At 43.6% G+C, this 21,868-nt stretch carries 19 protein-coding genes and 1 riboswitch; of the genes, 7 read left to right on the forward strand and 12 right to left on the reverse strand.

Translation table 11 applies throughout. The features are described 5' to 3' along the window. The first annotated feature begins 9 nt into the window (after window positions 1-9). The 4 genes from AAA970_RS20770 (at window position 10) to AAA970_RS20785 (ending at window position 5,285) form a co-directional block, all read left to right on the forward strand. A complete protein-coding gene (locus AAA970_RS20770; RefSeq protein ID WP_338238805.1) occupies window positions 10-1,695 on the forward strand; it encodes an AAA family ATPase in 1,686 nt (561 codons plus the stop codon). A gap of 296 nt (window positions 1,696-1,991) precedes the next feature. Next, entirely contained in the window at window positions 1,992-3,677 is a 1,686-nt protein-coding gene (locus tag AAA970_RS20775; RefSeq protein ID WP_338238806.1) for an AAA family ATPase, read from the forward strand. Window positions 3,678-3,994: 317 nt separating this feature from the next. Next, entirely contained in the window at window positions 3,995-4,372 is a 378-nt protein-coding gene (locus AAA970_RS20780) for a hypothetical protein (RefSeq protein ID WP_338238808.1), read from the forward strand. 361 nt (window positions 4,373-4,733) lie between these two features. Beyond that, window positions 4,734-5,285, forward strand: a complete 552-nt coding sequence (locus AAA970_RS20785) for a hypothetical protein (protein WP_338238809.1) — start codon at window positions 4,734-4,736, stop codon at window positions 5,283-5,285. A 377-nt stretch (window positions 5,286-5,662) separates the two neighbouring features. Here the strand turns inward: AAA970_RS20785 and scpA are convergent, their stop codons facing one another. The 8 genes from scpA to mce form a co-directional block, all read right to left on the reverse strand. Then, entirely contained in the window at window positions 5,663-7,807 is a 2,145-nt protein-coding gene (scpA, locus tag AAA970_RS20790) for a methylmalonyl-CoA mutase (protein ID WP_060689489.1), read from the reverse strand. Between the two features lie 7 nt (window positions 7,808-7,814). Continuing rightward, window positions 7,815-9,662, reverse strand: a complete 1,848-nt coding sequence (locus AAA970_RS20795; RefSeq protein ID WP_338238810.1) for a methylmalonyl-CoA mutase family protein — start codon at window positions 9,660-9,662, stop codon at window positions 7,815-7,817. A gap of 54 nt (window positions 9,663-9,716) precedes the next feature. Further along, a complete protein-coding gene (locus AAA970_RS20800; RefSeq protein WP_060689491.1) occupies window positions 9,717-11,009 on the reverse strand; it encodes an acetyl-CoA hydrolase/transferase C-terminal domain-containing protein in 1,293 nt (430 codons plus the stop codon). Window positions 11,010-11,079: 70 nt separating this feature from the next. After that, entirely contained in the window at window positions 11,080-12,342 is a 1,263-nt protein-coding gene (locus tag AAA970_RS20805) for a sodium ion-translocating decarboxylase subunit beta (RefSeq protein ID WP_338238811.1), read from the reverse strand. 11 nt (window positions 12,343-12,353) lie between these two features. Continuing rightward, on the reverse strand, window positions 12,354-12,782 hold the full coding sequence (locus AAA970_RS20810; protein WP_338238813.1) for an acyl-CoA carboxylase biotin carboxyl carrier protein subunit: 429 nt from the start codon (window positions 12,780-12,782) through the stop codon (window positions 12,354-12,356). A gap of 20 nt (window positions 12,783-12,802) precedes the next feature. After that, a complete protein-coding gene (locus AAA970_RS20815; protein WP_338238814.1) occupies window positions 12,803-13,174 on the reverse strand; it encodes an OadG family protein in 372 nt (123 codons plus the stop codon). Between the two features lie 11 nt (window positions 13,175-13,185). After that, complete coding sequence (locus AAA970_RS20820) at window positions 13,186-14,748, reverse strand: acyl-CoA carboxylase subunit beta (protein WP_338238815.1); 1,563 nt, start codon at window positions 14,746-14,748, stop codon at window positions 13,186-13,188. Window positions 14,749-14,834: 86 nt separating this feature from the next. Next, a complete protein-coding gene (mce, locus tag AAA970_RS20825; protein ID WP_338238816.1) occupies window positions 14,835-15,245 on the reverse strand; it encodes a methylmalonyl-CoA epimerase in 411 nt (136 codons plus the stop codon). Between the two features lie 173 nt (window positions 15,246-15,418). On the opposite strand from mce, the gene meaB reads away from it, so the two are divergent. The 3 genes from meaB (at window position 15,419) to AAA970_RS20840 (ending at window position 17,701) form a co-directional block, all read left to right on the forward strand. Next, the gene (gene meaB, locus AAA970_RS20830; protein ID WP_338238817.1) at window positions 15,419-16,435 is read left to right on the forward strand and encodes a methylmalonyl Co-A mutase-associated GTPase MeaB; all 1,017 of its coding nucleotides are present in this window, start codon (window positions 15,419-15,421) and stop codon (window positions 16,433-16,435) included. Window positions 16,436-16,790: 355 nt separating this feature from the next. After that, on the forward strand, window positions 16,791-17,270 hold the full coding sequence (locus AAA970_RS20835) for a DinB family protein (protein ID WP_338238818.1): 480 nt from the start codon (window positions 16,791-16,793) through the stop codon (window positions 17,268-17,270). Between the two features lie 11 nt (window positions 17,271-17,281). Then, a complete protein-coding gene (locus AAA970_RS20840; protein ID WP_338238819.1) occupies window positions 17,282-17,701 on the forward strand; it encodes a VOC family protein in 420 nt (139 codons plus the stop codon). A gap of 348 nt (window positions 17,702-18,049) precedes the next feature. Here the strand turns inward: AAA970_RS20840 and AAA970_RS20845 are convergent, their stop codons facing one another. The 4 genes from AAA970_RS20845 to AAA970_RS20860 form a co-directional block, all read right to left on the reverse strand. Next, window positions 18,050-19,042 (reverse strand): GGGtGRT protein, encoded by a 993-nt coding sequence (locus AAA970_RS20845; protein WP_338238820.1) that lies wholly within the window; start codon window positions 19,040-19,042, stop codon window positions 18,050-18,052. A gap of 4 nt (window positions 19,043-19,046) precedes the next feature. Further along, window positions 19,047-19,739, reverse strand: coding sequence for an iron-sulfur cluster assembly scaffold protein (locus tag AAA970_RS20850; RefSeq protein WP_338238821.1), 693 nt, complete (start codon window positions 19,737-19,739; stop codon window positions 19,047-19,049). A 69-nt stretch (window positions 19,740-19,808) separates the two neighbouring features. Further along, window positions 19,809-19,871: riboswitch (Fluoride riboswitch) on the reverse strand. Window positions 19,872-19,991: 120 nt separating this feature from the next. After that, the gene (locus AAA970_RS20855; RefSeq protein ID WP_338238822.1) at window positions 19,992-20,303 is read right to left on the reverse strand and encodes an MTH1187 family thiamine-binding protein; all 312 of its coding nucleotides are present in this window, start codon (window positions 20,301-20,303) and stop codon (window positions 19,992-19,994) included. Window positions 20,304-21,141: 838 nt separating this feature from the next. Then, window positions 21,142-21,531: a hypothetical protein gene (locus AAA970_RS20860; protein WP_338238823.1), complete on the reverse strand. Its 390-nt coding sequence runs from the start codon at window positions 21,529-21,531 to the stop codon at window positions 21,142-21,144. Window positions 21,532-21,868 lie beyond the last annotated feature (337 nt).

Below are 21,868 nucleotides of genomic sequence, written 5' to 3' on the forward strand. Positions count from 1 at the left end.
GCAAGAAGCATGAAAAGACTTCCCATCGGCCAATCCGATTTCCGACAAATACGCAAGGAAGATGCCTATTACATCGACAAGTCGCTCTTCATCGAAGAGCTGATGCATAATCATGCGCAGACTTTGTTGTTACCACGTCCTCGTCGTTTCGGGAAGACACTGAACATGAGTATGCTAAGCTATTTTTTCGATATCGATCATGCAAAGGAGTATCGCCCTTTGTTTTCCGGTTTGGCCATTGAGCAGTCGGAGGAATGGCAGCATCAGGGGAAGTATCCGGTGATTTTTCTGACCTTTAAGGATTTGAAGGAGCCAACTTTTGAAGATGCCTTCGAAAGTTTTAAGCTCTTGATGTCCAAATATGTGAATGAAAATTTCAAATATTTACTGTCGTCTTCAAAAATTGATGAACTGGATAAGATATACCTCCATAAAATATTGATGGAAGAGGCCAGTAAAGGTAAATGCCAGCTTTTTCTACGTCAATTAGCTGAGACCCTCAAAAAGCACCACGGCCTTGCCCCCATCCTCCTGATTGATGAATACGACGCGCCCATTCATGCGGCTCACGAACATGGCTATTTGTCGGAAATGGTGAGTTTTATGCGGAATTTCCTCTCTGCCGGTTTTAAAGACAAAGATCTCATCACCAAGGGAGTCATCACCGGCATTTTGCGTGTGGCCAAGGAAGATATATTTTCGGGATTGAATAATCTGGCGACTTATTCCATTCTGGATTATGAGTTTGCGGATAAATTCGGGCTCACACAACCAGAGGTTGACCAGTTATTGAACGATGCAGGTTATAGTGCCGACCGTCAAAATGTGGCGGATTGGTACAATGGATACACCTTCGGACGGTTAGAGAAAATTTACAACCCCTGGTCAATCCTTAATTTTGTCTCTCGTCATGAAACAGGACTTCGCCCCTATTGGGTCAACACCTCCTCCGACGGATTGATCAAAGAAATTTTACCGAAAGTTAACGCCAAAGCACAAGAACTGCTTTTTGATCTGACCGAGGGGAAAAGCGTCAAGGCTACCATTGCGGATCATACCATCTTTCAGGATTTGGAACAAGCCGAGGCGGAGACCGTATTGGGCTTGTTGCTCTTTAGCGGTTATCTGACCGCCAGCCATTTACCGCACAGTGGGGAGACCCTGGAATATAACATTCGCATCCCCAATGCGGAGGTGCAGACGGCTTATAAGCGCTTGTTGAAACGTTATTTGAATGCCTCACAGACCGTTGGGCAGAATGAATTGCTGACTTCCCTGCTGGAACAAAGACAGCAGACTTTTGCCAATGCACTCAGCGAATATTTAAAAACTTCCTTTAGCTTTTTTGATATCGGAAAGCGCCGATCCGTTCCTGAAAAAATCTACCATGCTTTTATGCTCGGATTGCTAGCACATCTCAGTAGGGAATATCATATTCGATCCAACCGGGAGTCCGGTTATGGTCGCGCAGACCTGATTATTTATCCCAAAGACCGCGATAACCCTAAGGGCTGGGTGCTGGAGTTTAAGCAGAAAGATGCGGATGATAAAGGAACTTTGGAGGAATTGGCACAGGAAGCATTAGCACAGATTCACGAAAAAGAATATCTCAACGAGATCTATACACATGGCCATACGAAGGTGATGTGTATGGGCATTGCTTTTGATGGAAAAGAAGTAGCTTGTGCGTTTTAGACTTTCTGAAAATATCTGTTTAAACGGGAAGCTTCCAATATCCACTGGTCGTTAGTCTTTGCACACCAAACCTGGGAGTTTAGTAATAATGCTGTGCCGCGAAACAACTGAGTTCACGAATACTCCCATTTGGTTTTAGCAATACCCGTGTTTCCCTTAGTTCGAAGTCTTGCCCTACGAACAAATTTGAATATACAGCATCACAGAATACTCTAAAATGGCAATCCACAACAGCGGGTCACCATTTTTTTATCCCTTGGGGAAAAATCCTTAACTTGCCATATAAAGTAAGAAGCATGAAAAGACTTCCCATCGGCCAGTCCGATTTCCGACAAATACGCAACGAGGATGCCTACTACATCGACAAGTCGCTCTTCATCGAAGAGCTGATGCATAATAATGCGCAGACTTTGTTGTTACCACGTCCTCGTCGTTTTGGGAAAACGCTGAACATGAGTATGCTGAGCTATTTTTTCGATATTGATCATGCAGAAAAATTCCGAGCTTTGTTTTCGGGCCTGGCCATTGAACATTCAGAAGAATGGAAGCTTCAAGGGAAATATCCGGTGATTTTTCTGACCTTTAAGGATTTGAAGATGGCCACATTTGAACAGGCCATTTCAAAGTTGCTCAAAGAATTAAGAAGAGATGTTAGTAGAAAATACGGCTATTTATTTACTTCAAATCAACTGGATGATTTGGATAAAGAATACATTTTGAACTTGAGAAAGGGAGAGGCGGATATTTTTGACCTGGAAGATTACTTAAGAGAGGTGAGTAAGATGTTAGGGAAACACCACGGCATCGCCCCCATCCTCCTGATTGATGAATACGACGCGCCCATTCATGCGGCTCACGAACATGGCTATTTGTCGGAAATGGTGAGTTTTATGCGGAATTTCCTTTCTGCTGGTTTCAAGGACAAGGATCTCATCACTAAAGGAGTGATCACGGGTATTTTGCGTGTGGCAAAAGAAGACATCTTTTCCGGACTGAATAATCTGGCAACTTATTCCATTCTGGATTATGAGTTTGCGGATAAATTCGGTCTCACACAGCCTGAGGTCGACCAGTTATTGAACGATGCGGGCTACGGCACCGATCGTCAAAATGTAGCGGACTGGTATAATGGATACACCTTCGGACAGCTAGAAAAAATCTACAATCCCTGGTCAATCCTTAATTTTGTTTCTCGTCATGAAACAGGACTACGCCCATACTGGGTCAACACCTCCTCCGATGGATTGATCAAAGAAATTTTACCCAAAGTCAACGCCAAAGCACAAGAACTGCTTTTTGATCTGACCGAGGGGAAAAGCGTCAAGGCTACAATTGCGGATCATACCATCTTTCAGGATTTGGAACAAGCCGAGGCGGAGACGGTGTTAGGCTTATTGCTTTTTAGTGGTTATCTGACCGCCAGCCATTTACCGCATAGTGGAGAGACCCTGGAATATAACATTCGCATCCCCAATGCGGAGGTGCAGACGGCTTATAAACGCTTATTGAAACGTTATTTGAATGCCTCGGAACAAGTCAGTAATAACGAACTATTGGATGCATTGCTCGAGCAACAACCCAAGACTTTTGCGAATGCGTTGAAACGCTATATGCTCCATTCCTTCAGCTTTTTTGATATTGGTAAGAAGGGCTTTTTACCGGAAAAAATTTACCATGCCTTTATGCTCGGCACCATGGCGCATTTGAATCAGTATTACCATGTGAAATCGAATCGCGAATCGGGCATAGGTCGTGCTGATCTGATCATCTACCCTAAAGACCAGAACAATCCCAAAGGATGGATTTTGGAGTTTAAGAAAAAGAACCTTGACATTGAAGAGAGTTTAGAGGAGCTGGCCCAATCTGCCCTGGATCAGATTCATGAGCAGCAATATGTAGCAGAATTAAACGGCCATGGAAAAACCGAAATTATGTGCATGGGGATTGCTTTTGACGGGAAAGAAGTGGCTTGTGCGTTTTAAGTCGATACAAATCAAAAGGACAACTGCAATCTAATGCCATTTTAAAATTCAGCTAACTGCTGCCGTTAAAATGGGCACCCATATTGGTGGATGAAAAAATGTTTAATGGAAGAGGAGCTGTGATGCTTGTAGTAAAGCTAAGCCCAAAGGAGCGAAAAGCCATCCGAGCAAGCCAAAATCAAAAAAAGTTTTACATATAAGGAGAATTTCAGGTGAGTGTTAAAATATTAATTACAGTAATATTTAGCTTATTCATAGCTAATACAGGTTTTACGCAGATATTCAATTTAAGAGAAGTGAAAATTTCCAATTTGTATATGGATGATGAAATAGATCCATTATGGATGGGGCCTGTATTATCCGCTCACCTCTCTATCCATAATAATACCCAAGACACGCTTATATTAGGATATTTCGAAAATATTACCATTCATTGTAATTTCACAACTGATGATCAGGAAGCAACAAGCGTTTTCTATTACGACTATTTAGATATAAATAATGAATACTTTTTGCTACCTAATGAATACAAAACAATGTATTTGTATTCAAACATAATTTATCCGGATGTAGAGTTTAATGTTTCTTACTTCAAAAAGATGGAAGAGGTATCAAAAACATTAAGTTTTTTCGCTATCCTGGAAAAAGACACTATTGAGATAATAAATAAAAATAAGATAATAATTCAGCACTAAGTTTGATATAGTTCCCTAGCACATCGGCACCAAGTCTCCACTGGTCGTTAGTCTTCGCTTGCCGCAATTCAAGGTCTTGTAAAGACCTAGCGCGGCAACTACGACCAAGTCCACAAGGTTTTATATTTAGTACGTAGTCTTAGTGATGTTCGCACTGCTCACTGTAACACTAAGACCAGAGGAGGAAAGAAGTGGCTTGTGCGTTTTAGACTTTCTGAAAATCTTTGTTTGAAACGGGAAGCTTCCAATATCCACTGGTCGTTAGTCTTTGCACACCAAACCTGGGAGTTTAGTAATAATGTTGTGCGGAGAAATGACCGGGCTCACAGAGTTTTAAAAAACTTAGTGGTTGGTCTTGGTGATGTTTGCTGTAACAGGAACTAAAACTAGTCGCGGACATGCAACAAATTTTACAATGATCAAAATTTTTGGTACGATTTCCTTATTACTTGTCTTTTTATCGTGTTCTTATGCTCAGAATGAGCGATTACAGAAAGTGGAATTCAAATTGAAACCTATTTTAGATTCTTATTTGGCCAACAATAATATTTTCGAAAATAGAAAATCGGAGGAAGTAGATATTGGGGTGGTTTGTATAATGTGTGCTACTCAGAAATGTGTAGATGAAAATGGGGGAACTTATATCGAGATATATGATGAGCATATAATTAATATGCTTGCGTTCGAAAAAGATTATATTTGGGTATTTTATGAAGGAATTTACTTTGCGATATACATTAAGAAGGATTTATTCCCATTAAAATTTATTGAAGAAAAAGAAATGAAATTCATTACTAGCGACAAAATTAAAGAAAAATCACATAATATATATCAAACAGATAATTACATGGATTTTTATCCAGTAAACTATGATCAATTGTTAATTATGGAGGTTGTTATGTCTTTGCAATAAGTCACTATCCTCCAGTTGTTAGTCTTTGCACACCAAACCTGGAAGTTTAGTAATAATGCTGCGTGGCGAAACGACCGGGCTCTCAGGGCTTAAAATTCTATGGGGCATAGTGATATTCACACTGCTCACAAAAACCAGAAATGTAAAAGCACTTTCTCCATAAAAAAATTAGTGCTAATTCGTGTGCATTCGTGGTTTCCATCTCGCGTCCAGCCCACTCCTCACTCTCAAACACCAGCACTCCACGAAAAACAACAAGCTATCCTTCGGTCTGAAATTTTCCCCCATAAACAAATTAAGCCCGGTCTTTCAACCGGGCTTATCCACAAACAGCAACGCTCTGTTTTACCAGAACGAAATATAAATAATAGACGGGGCTATTCTTCTTCAGTGAATCTGTCAAACATCAGATTCAGTAGGGTCACAGCGGATTCCGGAATTACGGTACCAGGGCCGAAAATTGCGGCAACGCCGTTTTCGTACAGGTAATCATAATCTTGCTGTGGAATTACACCACCGGCAAATACCAGGATATCCTCTCTACCCAATTTCTTTAATTCTTCGATCAGCTGTGGTACCAAAGTCTTGTGACCAGCGGCAAGGGAAGATGCACCCACTGCGTGAACATCATTCTCCACACACTGACGCGCAACCTCTTCCGGTGTTTGGAAAAGGGCACCCATATCCACATCAAAACCAAGGTCAGCAAAAGAAGTGGCCACTACTTTCGCGCCACGATCGTGACCATCCTGACCCATTTTAGCGACCATGATTCTTGGACGACGACCATCCATCTGAGACCATTTGTCGGCTAACTCACGGGCTTCCTGGAATTTCGCATTATCTGCAGCTTCTTTTGAATACACGCCGGATACAGTTTTAATGACAGCCTTATGACGACCAAAATGTTTTTCCAATGCATCAGAGATTTCCCCTAAGGAAGCACGCAGACGCGCTGCATCTACGGCCAATTCCAACAGGTTACCTTCTCCTGTTTCCGCACATTTAGAAAGTGCTTCCAAAGCAGCTTCTACCGCCTGCGTATCGCGATTTGCACGCAATGCCTGCAGACGCGCCACCTGAGACTCTCTTACTGCGGTGTTATCCACATCCAATACCTCAATATCGGTATCTTCTTCTACGCGGTATTTATTTACACCGGTAATGGTATCCTTACCAGAGTCAATTCTTGCTTGCTTACGTGCAGCAGCCTCTTCAATACGAAGTTTTGGAATACCGGTCTCGATCGCTTTCGCCATACCGCCCAGTTTCTCTACTTCCTGAATGTGCTCCCATGCACGGTGCGCAATCTTATGCGTCAAATACTCCACATAGTACGAACCTGCCCATGGATCCACCACGCGGCAAACGTTGGTTTCATCCTGAATGAACAACTGCGTGTTACGCGCAATACGTGCGGAGAAATCCGTTGGAAGGGCAATCGCCTCATCCAATGCGTTGGTGTGCAAAGACTGCGTATGCCCCAAAGCGGCACCCATCGCCTCAATGGCAGTTCTACCTACGTTGTTAAACGGATCCTGCTCCGTCAAAGACCAACCGGAAGTCTGAGAGTGCGTACGCAAAGCCATCGACTTTGGATTCTTCGGCTCAAATTCCTTCACCATTTTCGCCCACAACATACGACCCGCTCTCATTTTAGCGATCTCCATGAAGTGGTTCATACCGATTGCCCAGAAGAAGGACAAACGTGGTGCGAACTGGTCAATGGTCAAACCGGATTTCAAACCGGTACGGATGTACTCCAAACCATCAGCCAAAGTATAGGCCAACTCGATATCATCTGTAGCACCGGCTTCCTGCATATGGTAACCGGAAATAGAGATAGAGTTGAATTTCGGCATATTTTGCGCGGTATAAGCGAAAATATCACCGATAATTTTCATAGAAGGTGCTGGTGGGTAAATGTAGGTGTTACGTACCATGAACTCCTTCAAAATGTCGTTCTGGATGGTACCCGCCAATTTCTCTTTGGAAACGCCCTGCTCTTCTGCTGCCACGATGTAGAATGCCAATACCGGCAATACAGCACCGTTCATGGTCATGGAAACAGACATTTTATCCAATGGGATCTGATCGAAAAGGATTTTCATATCCTCCACCGAATCAATCGCCACACCGGCCTTACCTACATCACCTACTACACGTGGGTGATCTGAATCGTAACCACGGTGAGTTGCTAAGTCAAATGCTACAGAAAGTCCTTTCTGACCCGCAGCCAGGTTTCTTCTGTAGAATGCATTAGACTCTTCCGCAGTAGAGAAACCTGCATACTGACGGATGGTCCATGGACGCGAAGAATACATGGTAGAGTATGGTCCGCGCAGGAATGGAGGCAATCCGGCAGCAAATTTATCGTGCTCGATATTCGCAATATCTTCCTTAGTGAAAGATGGTTTTACCGGAATCTGCTCTGCAGTATCCCAGTTATTGTTGGCGAAGATCACTTCTTCCGGAGTGGCCTTCAAACCTTCTATTTTGATGTTTGAAAAATCTGGTTTCATGATCTGCCTATTTTACAATGTCCAAAATTCTTTGAAGATCAGTAAGCGTGGAAACGATGTCGGTACGAACGTGAACAAATCCGTTCAATCCGGCAGCCGTAAGCTTGTCCGCTACATCGGTAGGATTACCCGCCAAAAGGAGGGTAGTGTGCAAGTCATTTGCACGGAACTCTTTCACGAATGCTTCCGCAGACGCGGTATAATCCTCATCCGAAGCACAAATCACTACGATCTGAGCACCTTTCTGTGCAGACTCCTTCGCAGCAGTTACCGCATCATCAAAATAAGCCTCATCAGAATCGAATCCGGCAGTACTTAAGAACTCCCCTGCGAAGTTAGCACGTGCACGACGCATCGCCAGGTTACCATAAAGCGCATAGAATACCTTCGGACGCTCATTGCCTTCTGCCACAAATTTCTCCGTAGCCATTCTCATCGCTTCGAAAGTCTGACCGGCATAGCGTGGCTGCAGGTGATCTTCCGCATCAGCACATTCCACATATTTGGCAGGATCCAATTGCTCCATCATGTTAGGATAACGGTTGGTACCTACAAATACCTGACGACGCTGACGAATCAGTTTCTCCTGGAATTCACGAACTTCTTTGATTTCTGCCTGCACCACTTTCTCATCAAAAGCTTTCAGGAATCCACCAGCAGTTTCTACTCTTTGGAACAATGCCAAAGCTTCCTTCGCCAAATAGGTACTTAAGTTATCGATATAGTAAGAACCGGCAGCCGGATCTACTACTTTATCAAAATAAGATTCCTCTTTCAACATGTGTGAAAGGTTCAAAGCAATACGGTGCGTCATCGCAGTAGGGGCTTCAAACATTTCGTTGTGAGGAAGAATACAGATGGCATCCACACCACCCAAAATAGCGGACATGGCCTCTGTAGTATTACGCAACATGTTTACGTTGCTGTCTAAGAAAGACTTAGACCAAAGCGAAGAAATCGCTGTAATTTCAAAAGCGGAAGTCGGGAAGTTTGCACCGTATTCGCCAGCAATCTCATGCGCCAACAAACGGAATGCACGGAACTTCGCTAATTCGTGGAAGTAGTCTGTCGCCACGCCCATTAAGAAATGGGTGTTCTTCACCGCTTCCTCAATCGTAACGCCTGCCTCTGTTAATACATCCAATACCTGCACCCACTTATTCAAAGTGAAAGCAATATCCTGGACGTGAGAACCACCGGCATTTACGAACTCCTGACCACTGATGGTCAAAGATTTCAAATTCGGCGAAGCGGCCGTTAGCTGGTGAACTTTCACCAATTCTTCTTTCCACTGCTCCTCCAGTTTACCACCGGTTGTAAAAGTAGCAATCGGATCATAAGCGATAAAACCGAACAATTTGCTCACCTCATCCCCTTGTGCTTTTACCTGTGCGAAGTAGCCTTCCACCACCTCTGCACAACAAACACCCGTGAAAGAAATGGCCAATGCATCGCATTTGATTCCTTTTAATAGTGCTGCAAAATCCACCTTTTTACAGTTGGCTCTGCTGCTTTGCAAATCGAAGATCAGGCCGGTAACGCTAAAGCCCAAAAGCTTGTGCGCCATTTTGTTGGCTTCTACTTCGTCTGCAACGGTAATTTTTTGATAATTGACCCAATCTCTTGGACCTTGCTCAGCATCCTGATTTGCCGGGATCAAATTTTTCAATTGACTCCAATCAATAGTAGTGTCCACATCTTCTGGAGCAAAATATGGATCCTGTACATTACCATTAATGGTTTTCTTCCGAAGCACCTTATCAAATGAGGCGCCTTTCAGGTCAGCGGTCGCTTTATCGATCCACTCCTGCTTGCTTACCGGAGAAAATTCCTGGAATAGTTTTTCCTCTGCCATAATGCAAAATATTTGTTGGGGGAAAGTAAAAAAAATCTTTCCCCTGGATTTCAATTAATTAAATGTCACAAAGCTTTTACCGAAACGCTCACGCGCTGCTCTTTCCAGCTCTTCACGTGCATCCGGATGCGCTACGTCAATCAATGCTTTTGCTCTTTGCGCTAAGTTACGGCCTTTTAAAACCGCTACACCGTACTCTGTTACAACGTATTGCGCATGCGCACGAGTAGTTACCACACCGGCACCCTCATTCAGGGTATTACAGATTTTGGAAATACCTTTTGGCGTAATGGCTGGCAATGCACAAATGGCTTTACCACCTGCAGAAAGTGCTGCACCACGCATAAAGTCCATCTGACCACCTACACCGGAATACATACGCGTTCCGATAGAATCTGCACAGATCTGACCGGTTAAGTCTACCTGCAATGCAGAATTAATCGCCATAACGGATGGGTTCTGACGAATCACAGCCGTATCATTCACAAACTGGATGTCCATCATCCAAACTTCCGGATTGTCATCCATGAAGTCATACAACTTGCGCGTACCCATGGCAAAACCAGAAACGATTTTACCCGGCATGATATGCTTCTTGCTGTTATTGATCACCCCTTTTTCCATCAATGGAAGAAGGCCTTCAGAGAACATCTCCGTATGCACACCCAAATCCTTATGGTTACCCAAAGCATTCAATACCGCATTTGGAATACCACCGATACCCATTTGCAAGGTAGCGCCATCCGGAATCATCTCCGCAATATGATTACCAATACGCTGCTCAATTTCACTGGCCGCTGGTGCTTTCAATTCATAAATCGGCTCATCAATCTCGAAACAAGCATCGAAACGGTCGATATGAATGATACCATCTCCCATACAACGTGGCATATTCGGGTTGATTTGTGCAATCAAAACCTTTGCAGTTTCTACACCACCCACCATCACGTCTACAGATACCCCCATAGAACAGTAACCGTGCTTATCCGGAGGAGAAACGTTCAACAATACCACATCAATCGGAATAGTACCGTTGCGGAACAATACCGGAATATCAGAAAGGAATACCGGGTTATACTGCGCATAACCTTCGTCTACCGACTTACGGATATTACCTCCCAAGAAAAATGCAGAACATTTGAAGCTTTCAGAATACTCCGGCTTTGCATATTCAGCATAACCTTCGGTGTGGATGTGTACCACTTCCACATTTCTTAACTCCTCATGACGCTCCGTCATCGCTTTAGCCAAAGCTTGTGGAGTTGCCGATCCCGCATGAAGTAATACGCGATCGTTGGATTTTATCAATTTTACTGCTTCCGCAGCATCTTTTACAAAATTAGCCATAATTAAAAAACTATTTGGTTTGATCAATGGGCCGGATCGGCAATGCCCGGCCCTTACAAAAAAGTGAGCCTTAGTTCACTAAGAATGAAAGCATAATACCTGCCGCCACTGCTGATCCAATTACCCCAGCCACATTAGGCGCCATGGCATGCATCAACAAGTGGTTGGAGGAATCATACTTGATCCCTTCATGCTGAACCACACGTGCTGAATCCGGTACGGCAGAAACCCCTGCCGCTCCAATCAAAGGATTGATTTTGTTGTCGCCTTTCAGGAACAAGTTCATGAAACGAGCGAAGATCAATCCACCAGCCGTCGCTACACAGAAGGAAATTGCACCCAAAACAAAGATCTTGATGGAATCAGCCGTTAAGAAAACCGAAGCCTGAGTGGAAGCACCCACGGTAAGGCCCAACAAAATGGTCACGATGTCAATCATCTTCGTTCTGGCCGTTTCCGCCAATCTTTCAGTTACGCCGGACTCTTTCAATAAGTTACCAAAGAACAACATTCCTAACAGTGGCAATGCGGATGGTGAAATGAAAGTAGTCAGCAACAATCCGATGATAGGGAAAAGTATCTTCTCACGTGGAGAAACTACTCTTGGTGGCTTCATGCGAATGGTACGCTCTTTCTTCGGCACCAACAATCGCATAATTGGCGGTTGAATCACCGGTACCAAGGCCATATAAGAGTAAGCGGCTATGGCAATTGCTCCTACATAATCCGGTGCCAATTTCGACGCCAGGAAGATAGAAGTAGGACCATCCGCACCCCCAATGATACCAATTGCTCCGGCTTCCTGTAAGGAGAACCCTAAGGCAATCGCGCCGATGAAGGTTCCAAAGACCCCGATCTGAGCAGCGGCCCCCAAAAGCATCAGCTTTGGATTGGCGATCAAAGTGGAGAAATCCGTCATCGCCCCGATCCCCAAGAAGATCAGCGGTGGATAGATTCCCTTAGTTACCCCGAAGTATAAATAATTCATCACAGAACCATCCATATATACGCCGGCTCCGCCCGGGATATTACCAATCACCACCCCGGCACCAATAGGTACCAATAATAATGGCTCGTAATCAAAACGAATGGCCAGGAAGATAAAGATTAAGCCAATGGTGATCATCAGGATATTTCCAAGCTCCACCTGTGCAAAGCCGGTTTTGCCCAAGAAATCCATGGCGCCATTAAAGGCCTCTCCCCAAAAAGTAGTGGCTTCGCCTGCCGCTACAGCAGCCTGGCTACTGGCAGCAAAAGCATTTAAAAATCCTCCGAAGGCGCCGGCAATTACAAGAATTGCCAATGCCCCCATTACGGTTTTAAACTTTTTCATAAATACAGGGATTAAGAAATTTCTACCAAAATATCCCCCTGTAATACAGAATCCTGAGGATTAACTTTAATGGAAGTGATGGTACCGGAGATCTCCGCCATAATGGTGTTTTCCATTTTCATGGCTTCCATCGTCAGCAATTGGTCTCCAACACTTACGGTATCGCCTTCCTGAACGGCAATACTCATAATTACACCAGGAAGAGGTGCCTCCACTTTCTTCACTGCTCCACCAGCACCTGCTGCTTTCACAGCCGGCTTTGGCTGTTCCACACCGGTCGGCTTACGACTCAAGGTAGGCGTTTTGGAAGTTTTCACTTCCTTCTCCATCTGTACGGTATACGACGTTCCGTTCACCTCTAACTGAATCTCACTCCCCTCAGCCCTTTTAATCTTAACCTCGTAGTCGTTATCGTTAATTTTAAATTTATAATCTTTCATAGCTGTGGCCTTAAAAAACTCTATTTGCCAAAATAATTAGTGTGAGTAGTGTAAATTTTGGAGCTCCACGGCGAGTAATTCTTCTTCACCTTGTCGATGGTCAGAATCGTGTTCTCGTCATCATGGGCCGCATCCAAAAACTGGTAAACACCTGCCGCAATGGCTGCAGCGACTTCCCCGGACATATCTTCCTGGCGGGAACTACCGTCCCCGGTCTCTACATTCATTTTTACCTTTGGCTTACCCTCCAACAGGCCTAGAACCCAAGGAAGGATTTTACCAAACACTACAAACAACAGGCATAGGGACAAAAATATCATCGTCATCCCAACGGCAAGTATAATCCAGCCCTCCTCCATGGGGTGAGCTGCTGCATAATCTTGAACTGGCATAGACGATTAATTTAAAGTGGCATGTTACTGTGTTTCTTCGGTGGGTTCAGCTCTTTCTTAGTAGACAAACCTTCCAAAGCACGAATGATACGGAAACGAGTATTTCTTGGCTCGATAATATCATCAATAAAACCGTATTTTGCCGCCAAATATGGATTGGCAAATTTGGTTGAATATTCATCCTCCTTCTCCTGGATGAATTTCGCACGCTCCGTTTTATCCTCAATACCACGGATATTTCGACCTTCAAGGACCTCTACAGCACCTTTAGCACCCATTACTGCAATCTCTGCAGTAGGCCATGCATAGTTCAAATCACCACGCAATTGCTTACAAGACATTACATCATGTGCTCCACCATAGGATTTTCTCAAAGTGATGGTAATTTTCGGTACCGTTGCTTCACCATAAGCAAACAACAATTTCGCTCCATGGGTGATAATTCCGCCGTACTCCTGACCAGAACCCGGCAAGAAGCCTGGTACGTCTACCAAAGTAACGATTGGAATGTTGAAGGCATCACAGAATCTTACGAAACGCGCTGCTTTAATAGAGGACTGAATGTCCAATACCCCAGCCAAGAATTTTGGCTGGTTGGCTACAATACCTACCGGACGACCGTTGAAACGGGCAAATCCGATACAAATGTTCTTGGCAAAGTTACGTTGAACTTCTAAAAATTCGCCATAATCGGCAATCGCATGGATCACATCCAGCACATCATAAGGCTGGTTCGGGTTATCCGGAATGATCTCATTCAATGAATCTTCCAAACGGTCGATCGCATCGTCACATTCCAATACCGGCGGCTCTTCCAAATTGTTGGAAGGCATATAGCTCAGCATCTTGCGGATCAACATGATCCCTTCTTCGTCATTCTGTGCAACAAAGTGAGAAACGCCAGATTTCGTAGAGTGTACACGTGCACCTCCCAAATCCTCCGTGGTAATCACCTCACCGGTTACAGACTGCACTACTTTTGGTCCGGTTACGAACATATAAGAAGTATCCTCGGTCATCAGGATGAAATCCGTCAGTGCCGGAGAATAAACCGCACCACCCGCACATGGGCCAAAGATACCGGAAATCTGCGGGATCACTCCGGAAGCCATAATATTACGTTGGAAGATCTCGGCATAACCCGCCAATGAACGAACCCCTTCCTGAATACGGGCTCCTCCGGAGTCATTCAGACCAATTACCGGTGCTCCCACCTTCATGGCCTGATCCATGATCTTACAAATCTTATTTGCAAAAGTCTCTGATAAAGATCCCCCGAATACGGTGAAATCCTGGGCAAAAACAAAAATTACGCGACCATCTACGGTTCCGCGGCCCGTTACTACCCCGTCAGAATAATACTGTTGCTTATCCAAACCGAAACTCTTGGTTCGGTGGGTCACAAACATATCGTACTCCTCAAAGCTACCTTCGTCACAAAGCATATTGATACGCTCACGTGCGGTAAACTTACCCTGCGCGTGCTGCTTTTCAATACGCTTTTCTCCCCCACCTAAGCGTGCCTCAGCCCGTTTCTCTACTAATTCTCGGATTTTTTCGCTGTTAATGGACATATTGATAGTTAATTTTCCTTGATTAAATTCTAACCCAGGCGTTAAAAAGATATAAAAAAAAATCAGCCTCCTACAGTGCTGATATTTTACTTGTTTTTATCCTCACAAAGTTCCGTCAATACTCCGTGAGTAGATTTTGGGTGCAAGAAAGCAATATCCAAACCTTCAGCGCCACTTCTTGGTGTTTCGTCAATCAAACGAACGCCCTTCTCTTTAGCTTCTGCTAACTGACCCTCAATATTGTTCACTGCAAACGCTAGGTGATGGATACCTTCCCCTTTCTTCTCGATAAATTTACCGATAGGGCCATCTGGCTGTGTGGATTCCAATAACTCAATTTTGGTCTCCCCCACCATAAAAAATGCAGTTTTCACTTTCTGATCAGCTACTTCTTCCACGGCATAACACTCCAGACCCAATACTTCTTCATAGTACTTTTTTGAGGCCTCTAAATCTTTAACCGCAATGCCAATGTGCTCAATCTTTTTAATATCCATATTGAATAAAAATTATTATTTGAAGATAAAAAATCAGCCCTTATCGATTGTAATTTGAAAAATTCCAAATAAACGCTAAATTTCAACTCCCTTTTTAAGAACGGCATAAAAGTACACGCCATTTTATTTCATTCAACTGATATAGATCAGTAAACTATAAAATCCTTATCACAATGAAGGATAAAGTAAGAATAAGAAAAAGAAAAATAGATACTAATCTACTCGCTACCAACATCTTAAAAGGAGATCGGGTAGCTTTAAGCCAGGCAATCACTTTGGTGGAATCAACTTTGAAAAGTGATAATTTCACCGCCCGAAAATTGCTGGAACAAATTATGCCCCATACCGGCAAATCACTCAGAGTTGGTATCACGGGTGTTCCCGGAGTTGGCAAGAGTACTTTTATTGAGGCTTTCGGTGAAGAACTCATTAATAAAGGTAAAAAGATCGCCGTATTAGCCATTGACCCTAGCTCACAGCGCACCCGAGGCTCCATTCTGGGGGATAAAACCCGAATGGAAACTTTGGCCAATAATCCGAATGCCTACATTCGCCCCTCTGCAGCAGGAAGCTCCCTGGGAGGTTTACACGCCCGCACCAGAGAAACCATGTTACTCTGCGAGGCGGCAGGTTATGATGTTATTCTGATTGAAACCGTGGGAGTTGGACAGTCTGAAGTAGCGGTTAGCCAGCTGGTAGACTTCTTCCTGCTATTAATGCTGGCAGGGGCCGGAGATGAGCTTCAGGGCATCAAGCGGGGCATTATGGAAATGTGTGACGGCATGGTGATCACCAAAGCCGATTCCGGTAATCAGGAAAAGGCAAAAATGGCCATGCGACAGTACCAGAACGCCCTTCACATGTTTCCGCCTACGGATAAAGACTGGAGCCCGAAAGTAATGACGGCCTCCAGTTATGAAGGATGGGGCATGGCAGAGGCCTGGCAATTAATCTGTGAGTTCACCGAAAAAATGAAGATTGACGGCTGGTTCCAGCATAACCGACAAGAGCAAAACAAGCACTGGATGCACGAATGGATCGCTCAGGAACTAAAACAGCGCTTTTATCACCACCCTGTTGTGGCGGATAAAATCAGCGGTCTGGAGCAGGAAGTGATGAAAGAAGTAAGACTCCCCATTACGGCTGCCAATGAACTTTTGGAGGCTTATGAACAAGAATTAAAGGAGTAAAATTAGCCCAATCCAGCAGTCCAAAAGCATGTTTTTTCATTTTTACATATTCAAAAAATGAAATTTCAGCCCTCTTCCGATATTGTTTTTGGAGGAGGGCTTTTATTTGTTTAAGCTTAAGCTAAATTTATTAGAAAAATACAATTTTCATTAATTTTCAAAATTGCATTTTTTTACGACCATCTGTATAGCGAAAATAACATAGATCAGTTTTTTCTCAAAAAATGATTTACCTCATTATTGTAAACTAATTACCTGATTCGTGTCAGATAAAAATTAGGTTATGATTAATAAAATCATCTAAATACTTTAAAAAAAACTTTATTTTATCTGTGTAAAAAATCAAAACTAAATAATGCTACCTCAAGCCACCACCCATTGCAATATTTTCATAGAAAGTCTTTGCGCTTTATTTATTGGTAATTTAGAGCAACTTCAGGAAGAATTAGAAGCTTATACCGAGGCTGAAGACCAACTTTGGCTGACTAAAGGAGAAATAAAAAACTCGGCAGGAAATTTAGCCACCCACTTATTGGGCAATCTTAATCATTTTATCGGGGCCGTTCTGGCAAAAAATGGTTATGTCCGCGACCGAAAAGCAGAATTTGCCATAAAGAACGTCCCCTTGCAGGAATTAATCTCTGAAATCGACCGTGTTAAAAGCCTCATTCAGGAAACACTGCCCCAAATTCCGGAGGCCGATTGGGGCGCCCCATACCCTATAGAAGTATTTGGCAAGCCGATGTCTACCGCTTATTTTATGCAACATTTGCTCAGTCATCTAACTTATCACAGAGGACAAATCAATTACCACAGACGACTGATCAACATATAAATTCCATCCCTATGAAAACACTAGGTGTCTACCTCACTTTCGACGGACAAACAGAAGCCGCCTTAGACTTTTATAATACAGTGTTCGGCGGAAGCTACCTGACCAAGCAAACCTTTGGCGAATCCCCAATGGATTGCAAGGAGGAAATGAAAGACCAGATTATGCATGCGGAAATCAAGGCAGAAGGAATCCACCTGATGGCCTCCGACAATATGAACGGCAATCCCATACTGGAAGGGGGGCATGTGACGCTAAATGTAAACTTTGAAGAGGAAACCGAACAGGCTAAAGTTTTCGAAGCCCTTTCCAAAGGAGGAAAAGTTATTATGCCACTGAACGACACCTTTTGGGGCGCCAAATTCGGCATGCTGCATGATAAATTTGGCGTAAAGTGGATGCTCCACCTTCAAAAAGAGAAGACCCAACCATAAATTAATAGGAAAAAGCGCCTAATAGCGTATTTAATAAACGCACCATCCGGCTGCAAATTCGAAATGATTTCATGCATAACCCGGATTATTCATACTTCCTTCCTCGTTTAGCTACAAGGTGGGTAAAATGAAGGAATAGTTTTCTATTTTCGAGTTTTCTACAACGAAGCAGATGAATGAGGAGCAAGCAAGCTTGCCCCAATTTGAGCTTTTAACCATCAGTGAAACCAACCGTAACACTCCGACAAATTCCACTTTTAAAGACTTCCTGAATACAGCAGGGATTCCTTTAAATAAAAAAACCATCAACCAAGCGGTGAGCTAATATTTCCCACCGCTTGGTTTTTTTTACCGTTGAGCAATGGCTACCGCCAAAGCGACAGTGGCGCCCACCATCGGGTTGTTCCCCATTCCAATCAAGCCCATCATCTCCACATGAGCGGGCACTGAGGAGGAACCCGCAAACTGTGCATCAGCATGCATTCTCCCCATGGTATCGGTCATGCAATAGGATGCTGGCCCTGCTCCCATATTATCGGGATGCAAAGTGCGGCCAGTACCACCACCTGAGGCCACGGAAAAGTAGGCCTTGCCCATATGAAAGCGCTCCGCTTTATAGGTCCCCGCTACTGGGTGCTGAAAACGGGTAGGATTAGTCGAATTCCCTGTGATGGAGACCTCTACCTCCTCGCGATGCATAATCGCTACCCCTTCCCTCACCTCATTGGCGCCATAACATAACACCTGCGCCCGCGGCCCTTTGGAATAGGCTTTACGTCCCACTTCTGTTAATTCGCCCGTATAGTAATTGTAGTTCGTCTGGACGTAAGTAAACCCATTTATTCGGGCAATAATCTTGGCCGCATCTTTCCCTAAGCCATTCAAGATTACTTTTAAAGGTGTTTTTCGAACTTTATTGGCAGACATTGCCAGGCCAATAGCGCCTTCGGCCGCCGCAAAAGACTCATGACCCGCCAAAAAAGCGAAACATTGGGTTTCTTCCTTCAAAAGCCGCGCAGCCAAATTACCATGTCCTATGCCCACCTTTCGCTGATCAGCCACCGAGCCGGGAATACAAAAGGCCTGCAGCCCTTTTCCGATAGTACTTGCTATTTCTTCCGGCTGACGCAAGCCTTGCTTAAGTGCCAGGGCAGCGCCCAGGGTATAAGCCCAGGAAGCATTTTCAAAGGCAATGGGTTGAATCTGACGGACCAGCTCATCAGGCTGAATGCCGGCAGCATAGCACATTTCTCTGGCGGCAGATAAAGAGGCGATTTGATATTTGGACAATGTCTGATTGATCTGATCAATACGACGTTCATAATTTTCAAATAAGGGCATGACTTTAGGATTTTCGGGGATCAATAAATTTTACACCTTCGGCAAACCGACCATAAGTACCTGAAGCCGATTTCAGTGCCTCCTTTGCACTTATTCCTGTTTTAATGGCCGCCATCATCTTGCCCATATTTACATAAGCATAACCGATAATTTCGCCATCCTCATCCAGAGCTTGTTGGGTCACATATCCCTCGGCTACTTCCAGATAACGCGGCCCCTTGCTTATGGTGCCGTACAACGTTCCTGTCACGCCTCTCAGCCCTTTCCCTAAATCCTCCAGACCAGCACCTACCGGCAAGCCACCTTCAGAAAAGGCGGTTTGGGTTCTTCCATAAACAAATTGGGTGAAAATTTCCCGCATCGCCACATTTATGGCATCACATACCAAATCCGTATTTAAAGCTTCGAGGATGGTTTTTCCAGGTAAAATTTCGGAAGCCATGGCCGCCGAATGCGTCATACCGGTACAACCGATGGTTTCGATCATGGCCTCCTGAATGATGCCATTCTTTACATTGAGGGTTAATTTAGCGGCACCTTGCTGCGGGGCACACCAACCTATCCCATGTGATAATCCGCAAATTTGATTGACTTCTGTGGCCTGCACCCATTTTCCTTCCATCGGAATTGGAGCGGCTCCATGATTGGCGCCTCTGGCGACGCATTCCACCTCAGTTACTTCATGTGTATATTCCATGACAACTACCATTTTTGATTAACATTCCATCAGCTACACCTTTCCCATTGAAAGATCTTTTCTGACGATTCAAAAACAGGAGTTATCAGCTTTTTAAGGCGGTTAAAGGCTAACCCCATAGCCTGAGACTTTTAATCAATCTCTAATACCATACCAACCCTATTTCCTCTAATAGAAAAACCGGATAGCCCTTCAAGTAAAAAAGCGATTAAACCCGCTAAGGATTAACCGCTTTTGATGCTTTTTCACTGATTATTTATTCACCTCCCCGATGCGTTCTTCAATGGAAGCAATCTTCCCTTTTATCAGTCCCGATTTGTCTTTCTTCACATCCATATTCATCACGCAGTAGATCCGATCAGAAATAGGCTCCAGAATTTCATAAGCCTCCTCTACCACTTTAAGGGCTTCACCCACGGTGGGGGCTTCGATAATGGTTCCCATAGGGGTAAGCTGATAATCCAACCCACTCTCCCTGATGTGTTGAATGACTTTACTAACGTAGTCTCCCAAATTTGAACCTTTATCCATTGGGAAAATTGCAAAATTTAAAATAGCGGCCATCGCGTAATTGTTGATTAAAAAATCGAAGATATTGCATATTACTTCATCAGTCAAATTTATTATCTGATTCCCTATGCCTCCTTTTTACCCCAATTATCTACCACCAGATCCAGTGCGTCACCCTAAGGCGCTTTATTTCGGTTTATAAAGTTTGATTTTACTGATTTTCTAATCGGCCGAATAGGATAAGTTTGCCCGCTCCACATTTATCTTTTTCTTAACAAAAAACCGAAATGGAAAAAACTCCGACATGTATTCTGCCTTGAAGCTAAAGGGAGATTTAGCCTGAATAAGCCGGTTTATTCGGCTTGCTTACCAAACAAGATAAAGGTAAGTAGGAGCATTGCCTCCTACTGAAAATGAAGTACCTACCTGTCAGATTCAAACATCTTTAGCAGCACAACCTTACCCAAAAGGTTTTCAACAAACTGTTGAGAGTGTGTTATCAAGCCAAAATTCGTAGCGAAAATTTGATTATTGCAGAAGCGATACCCGATTATTTTGAGAGAATAGCATCACTATTGTAGAGAAATTATCCAAAATCGCTTTCGATAATTCGAATTTGCAGCCGGATGGTATGCTGTTAAACCCGCTCTTACTCAGTTATCTTTGGTGAAATTATTTTCACCACGCTCATTTGATTCCATCGGAAAACGAAATAAGGATGTTGCTTCCTATTTCAAACTTTATTGCTTTTCAATGGCACAGCGCCGTATTGATAGGAAAATGATCTCAAAAAAAAATAAGTTATTCATTTTCCATCCCGGTCATCCCACTAAAAAGGGACCACCTGATATCTTTACCATCGGGTGATCCCTTAAATTATTTTGAAACCGCTTTACCAATCCTCTGCCAAAGTGGTAGCAGTTGAAAAAATCTCCTGCCGATCCGAAACCCTTAAGTAAAGGTAATCCCGAATAAAAACCTTTCTTTGCCTGAGGGAAAACGCTCGTTTTTCACCGGGATCAAGACTACCGGATACATTTTCAATTTTACCGGCATATTGATGATAAGCATCTGTCAATTCAAAATCATATTCAAAGTGCATCTTTTGAAAAGAAAGGTTCTGGATGACCAGATTGACTTCCTTATCATCACAAAGGGCATACATAATATGCTGTGGCCCGGCCTCTATATGCCGAAAGGAAATATCATTTGGAGGGAATTGCCCTTTGAGTTCAATGCCAGAAATTACAACCAACATCACCAGTACATAAGCAGTTTTCATCGTCAATATCGTTAATATGACTATACCACTAATCTGGAAGGGCGATAGTTTTTCAATCTTTAAAAGTTGATGTAGATTCTTTTATAACTTTCAATCTTTGTGGTTAAATGCTCAACAAATGTGACGATCTCCTCCTCAAAAATAACTTCCCGTCCATAAAAAAACACTGCCAAAATTTGACAGTGTCCCAAACAATTACTGTTTTCCTCTTACCTAAGGTTTCTAACCTAATTCAATCCAATCAATGGGGCTTTCAGTATGACCTAATTCGGACTATCCCCCAATATTCCAAATCTTGACATCCCAAATATTTGCCTTCCATTCCATGAGGAAAAAT

The sequence above is a fragment of the Persicobacter diffluens genome (assembly GCF_036244895.1).
Lineage (GTDB): Bacteria > Bacteroidota > Bacteroidia > Cytophagales > Cyclobacteriaceae > Persicobacter > Persicobacter diffluens.

Excerpts from the sequence above, each read along its gene's own strand:
- AAA970_RS20845 (WP_338238820.1), bottom strand. The coding sequence starts at position 19,042 with ATGCCCTTATTTGAAAATTATGAACGTCGTATTGATCAGATCAATCAG.
- AAA970_RS20775 (WP_338238806.1), top strand. The coding sequence starts at position 1,992 with ATGAAAAGACTTCCCATCGGCCAGTCCGATTTCCGACAAATACGCAAC.
- AAA970_RS20810 (WP_338238813.1), bottom strand. The coding sequence starts at position 12,782 with ATGAAAGATTATAAATTTAAAATTAACGATAACGACTACGAGGTTAAG.
- AAA970_RS20770 (WP_338238805.1), top strand. The coding sequence starts at position 10 with ATGAAAAGACTTCCCATCGGCCAATCCGATTTCCGACAAATACGCAAG.
- AAA970_RS20795 (WP_338238810.1), bottom strand. The coding sequence starts at position 9,662 with ATGGCAGAGGAAAAACTATTCCAGGAATTTTCTCCGGTAAGCAAGCAG.
- AAA970_RS20785 (WP_338238809.1), top strand. The coding sequence starts at position 4,734 with ATGTTTGCTGTAACAGGAACTAAAACTAGTCGCGGACATGCAACAAAT.
- AAA970_RS20860 (WP_338238823.1), bottom strand. The coding sequence starts at position 21,531 with ATGAAAACTGCTTATGTACTGGTGATGTTGGTTGTAATTTCTGGCATT.
- mce (WP_338238816.1), bottom strand. The coding sequence starts at position 15,245 with ATGGATATTAAAAAGATTGAGCACATTGGCATTGCGGTTAAAGATTTA.
- meaB (WP_338238817.1), top strand. The coding sequence starts at position 15,419 with ATGAAGGATAAAGTAAGAATAAGAAAAAGAAAAATAGATACTAATCTA.
- AAA970_RS20855 (WP_338238822.1), bottom strand. The coding sequence starts at position 20,303 with ATGGCCGCTATTTTAAATTTTGCAATTTTCCCAATGGATAAAGGTTCA.
- scpA (WP_060689489.1), bottom strand. The coding sequence starts at position 7,807 with ATGAAACCAGATTTTTCAAACATCAAAATAGAAGGTTTGAAGGCCACT.
- AAA970_RS20800 (WP_060689491.1), bottom strand. The coding sequence starts at position 11,009 with ATGGCTAATTTTGTAAAAGATGCTGCGGAAGCAGTAAAATTGATAAAA.
- AAA970_RS20850 (WP_338238821.1), bottom strand. The coding sequence starts at position 19,739 with ATGGAATATACACATGAAGTAACTGAGGTGGAATGCGTCGCCAGAGGC.
- AAA970_RS20820 (WP_338238815.1), bottom strand. The coding sequence starts at position 14,748 with ATGTCCATTAACAGCGAAAAAATCCGAGAATTAGTAGAGAAACGGGCT.
- AAA970_RS20805 (WP_338238811.1), bottom strand. The coding sequence starts at position 12,342 with ATGAAAAAGTTTAAAACCGTAATGGGGGCATTGGCAATTCTTGTAATT.
- AAA970_RS20815 (WP_338238814.1), bottom strand. The coding sequence starts at position 13,174 with ATGCCAGTTCAAGATTATGCAGCAGCTCACCCCATGGAGGAGGGCTGG.
- AAA970_RS20835 (WP_338238818.1), top strand. The coding sequence starts at position 16,791 with ATGCTACCTCAAGCCACCACCCATTGCAATATTTTCATAGAAAGTCTT.
- AAA970_RS20780 (WP_338238808.1), top strand. The coding sequence starts at position 3,995 with ATGGATGATGAAATAGATCCATTATGGATGGGGCCTGTATTATCCGCT.
- AAA970_RS20840 (WP_338238819.1), top strand. The coding sequence starts at position 17,282 with ATGAAAACACTAGGTGTCTACCTCACTTTCGACGGACAAACAGAAGCC.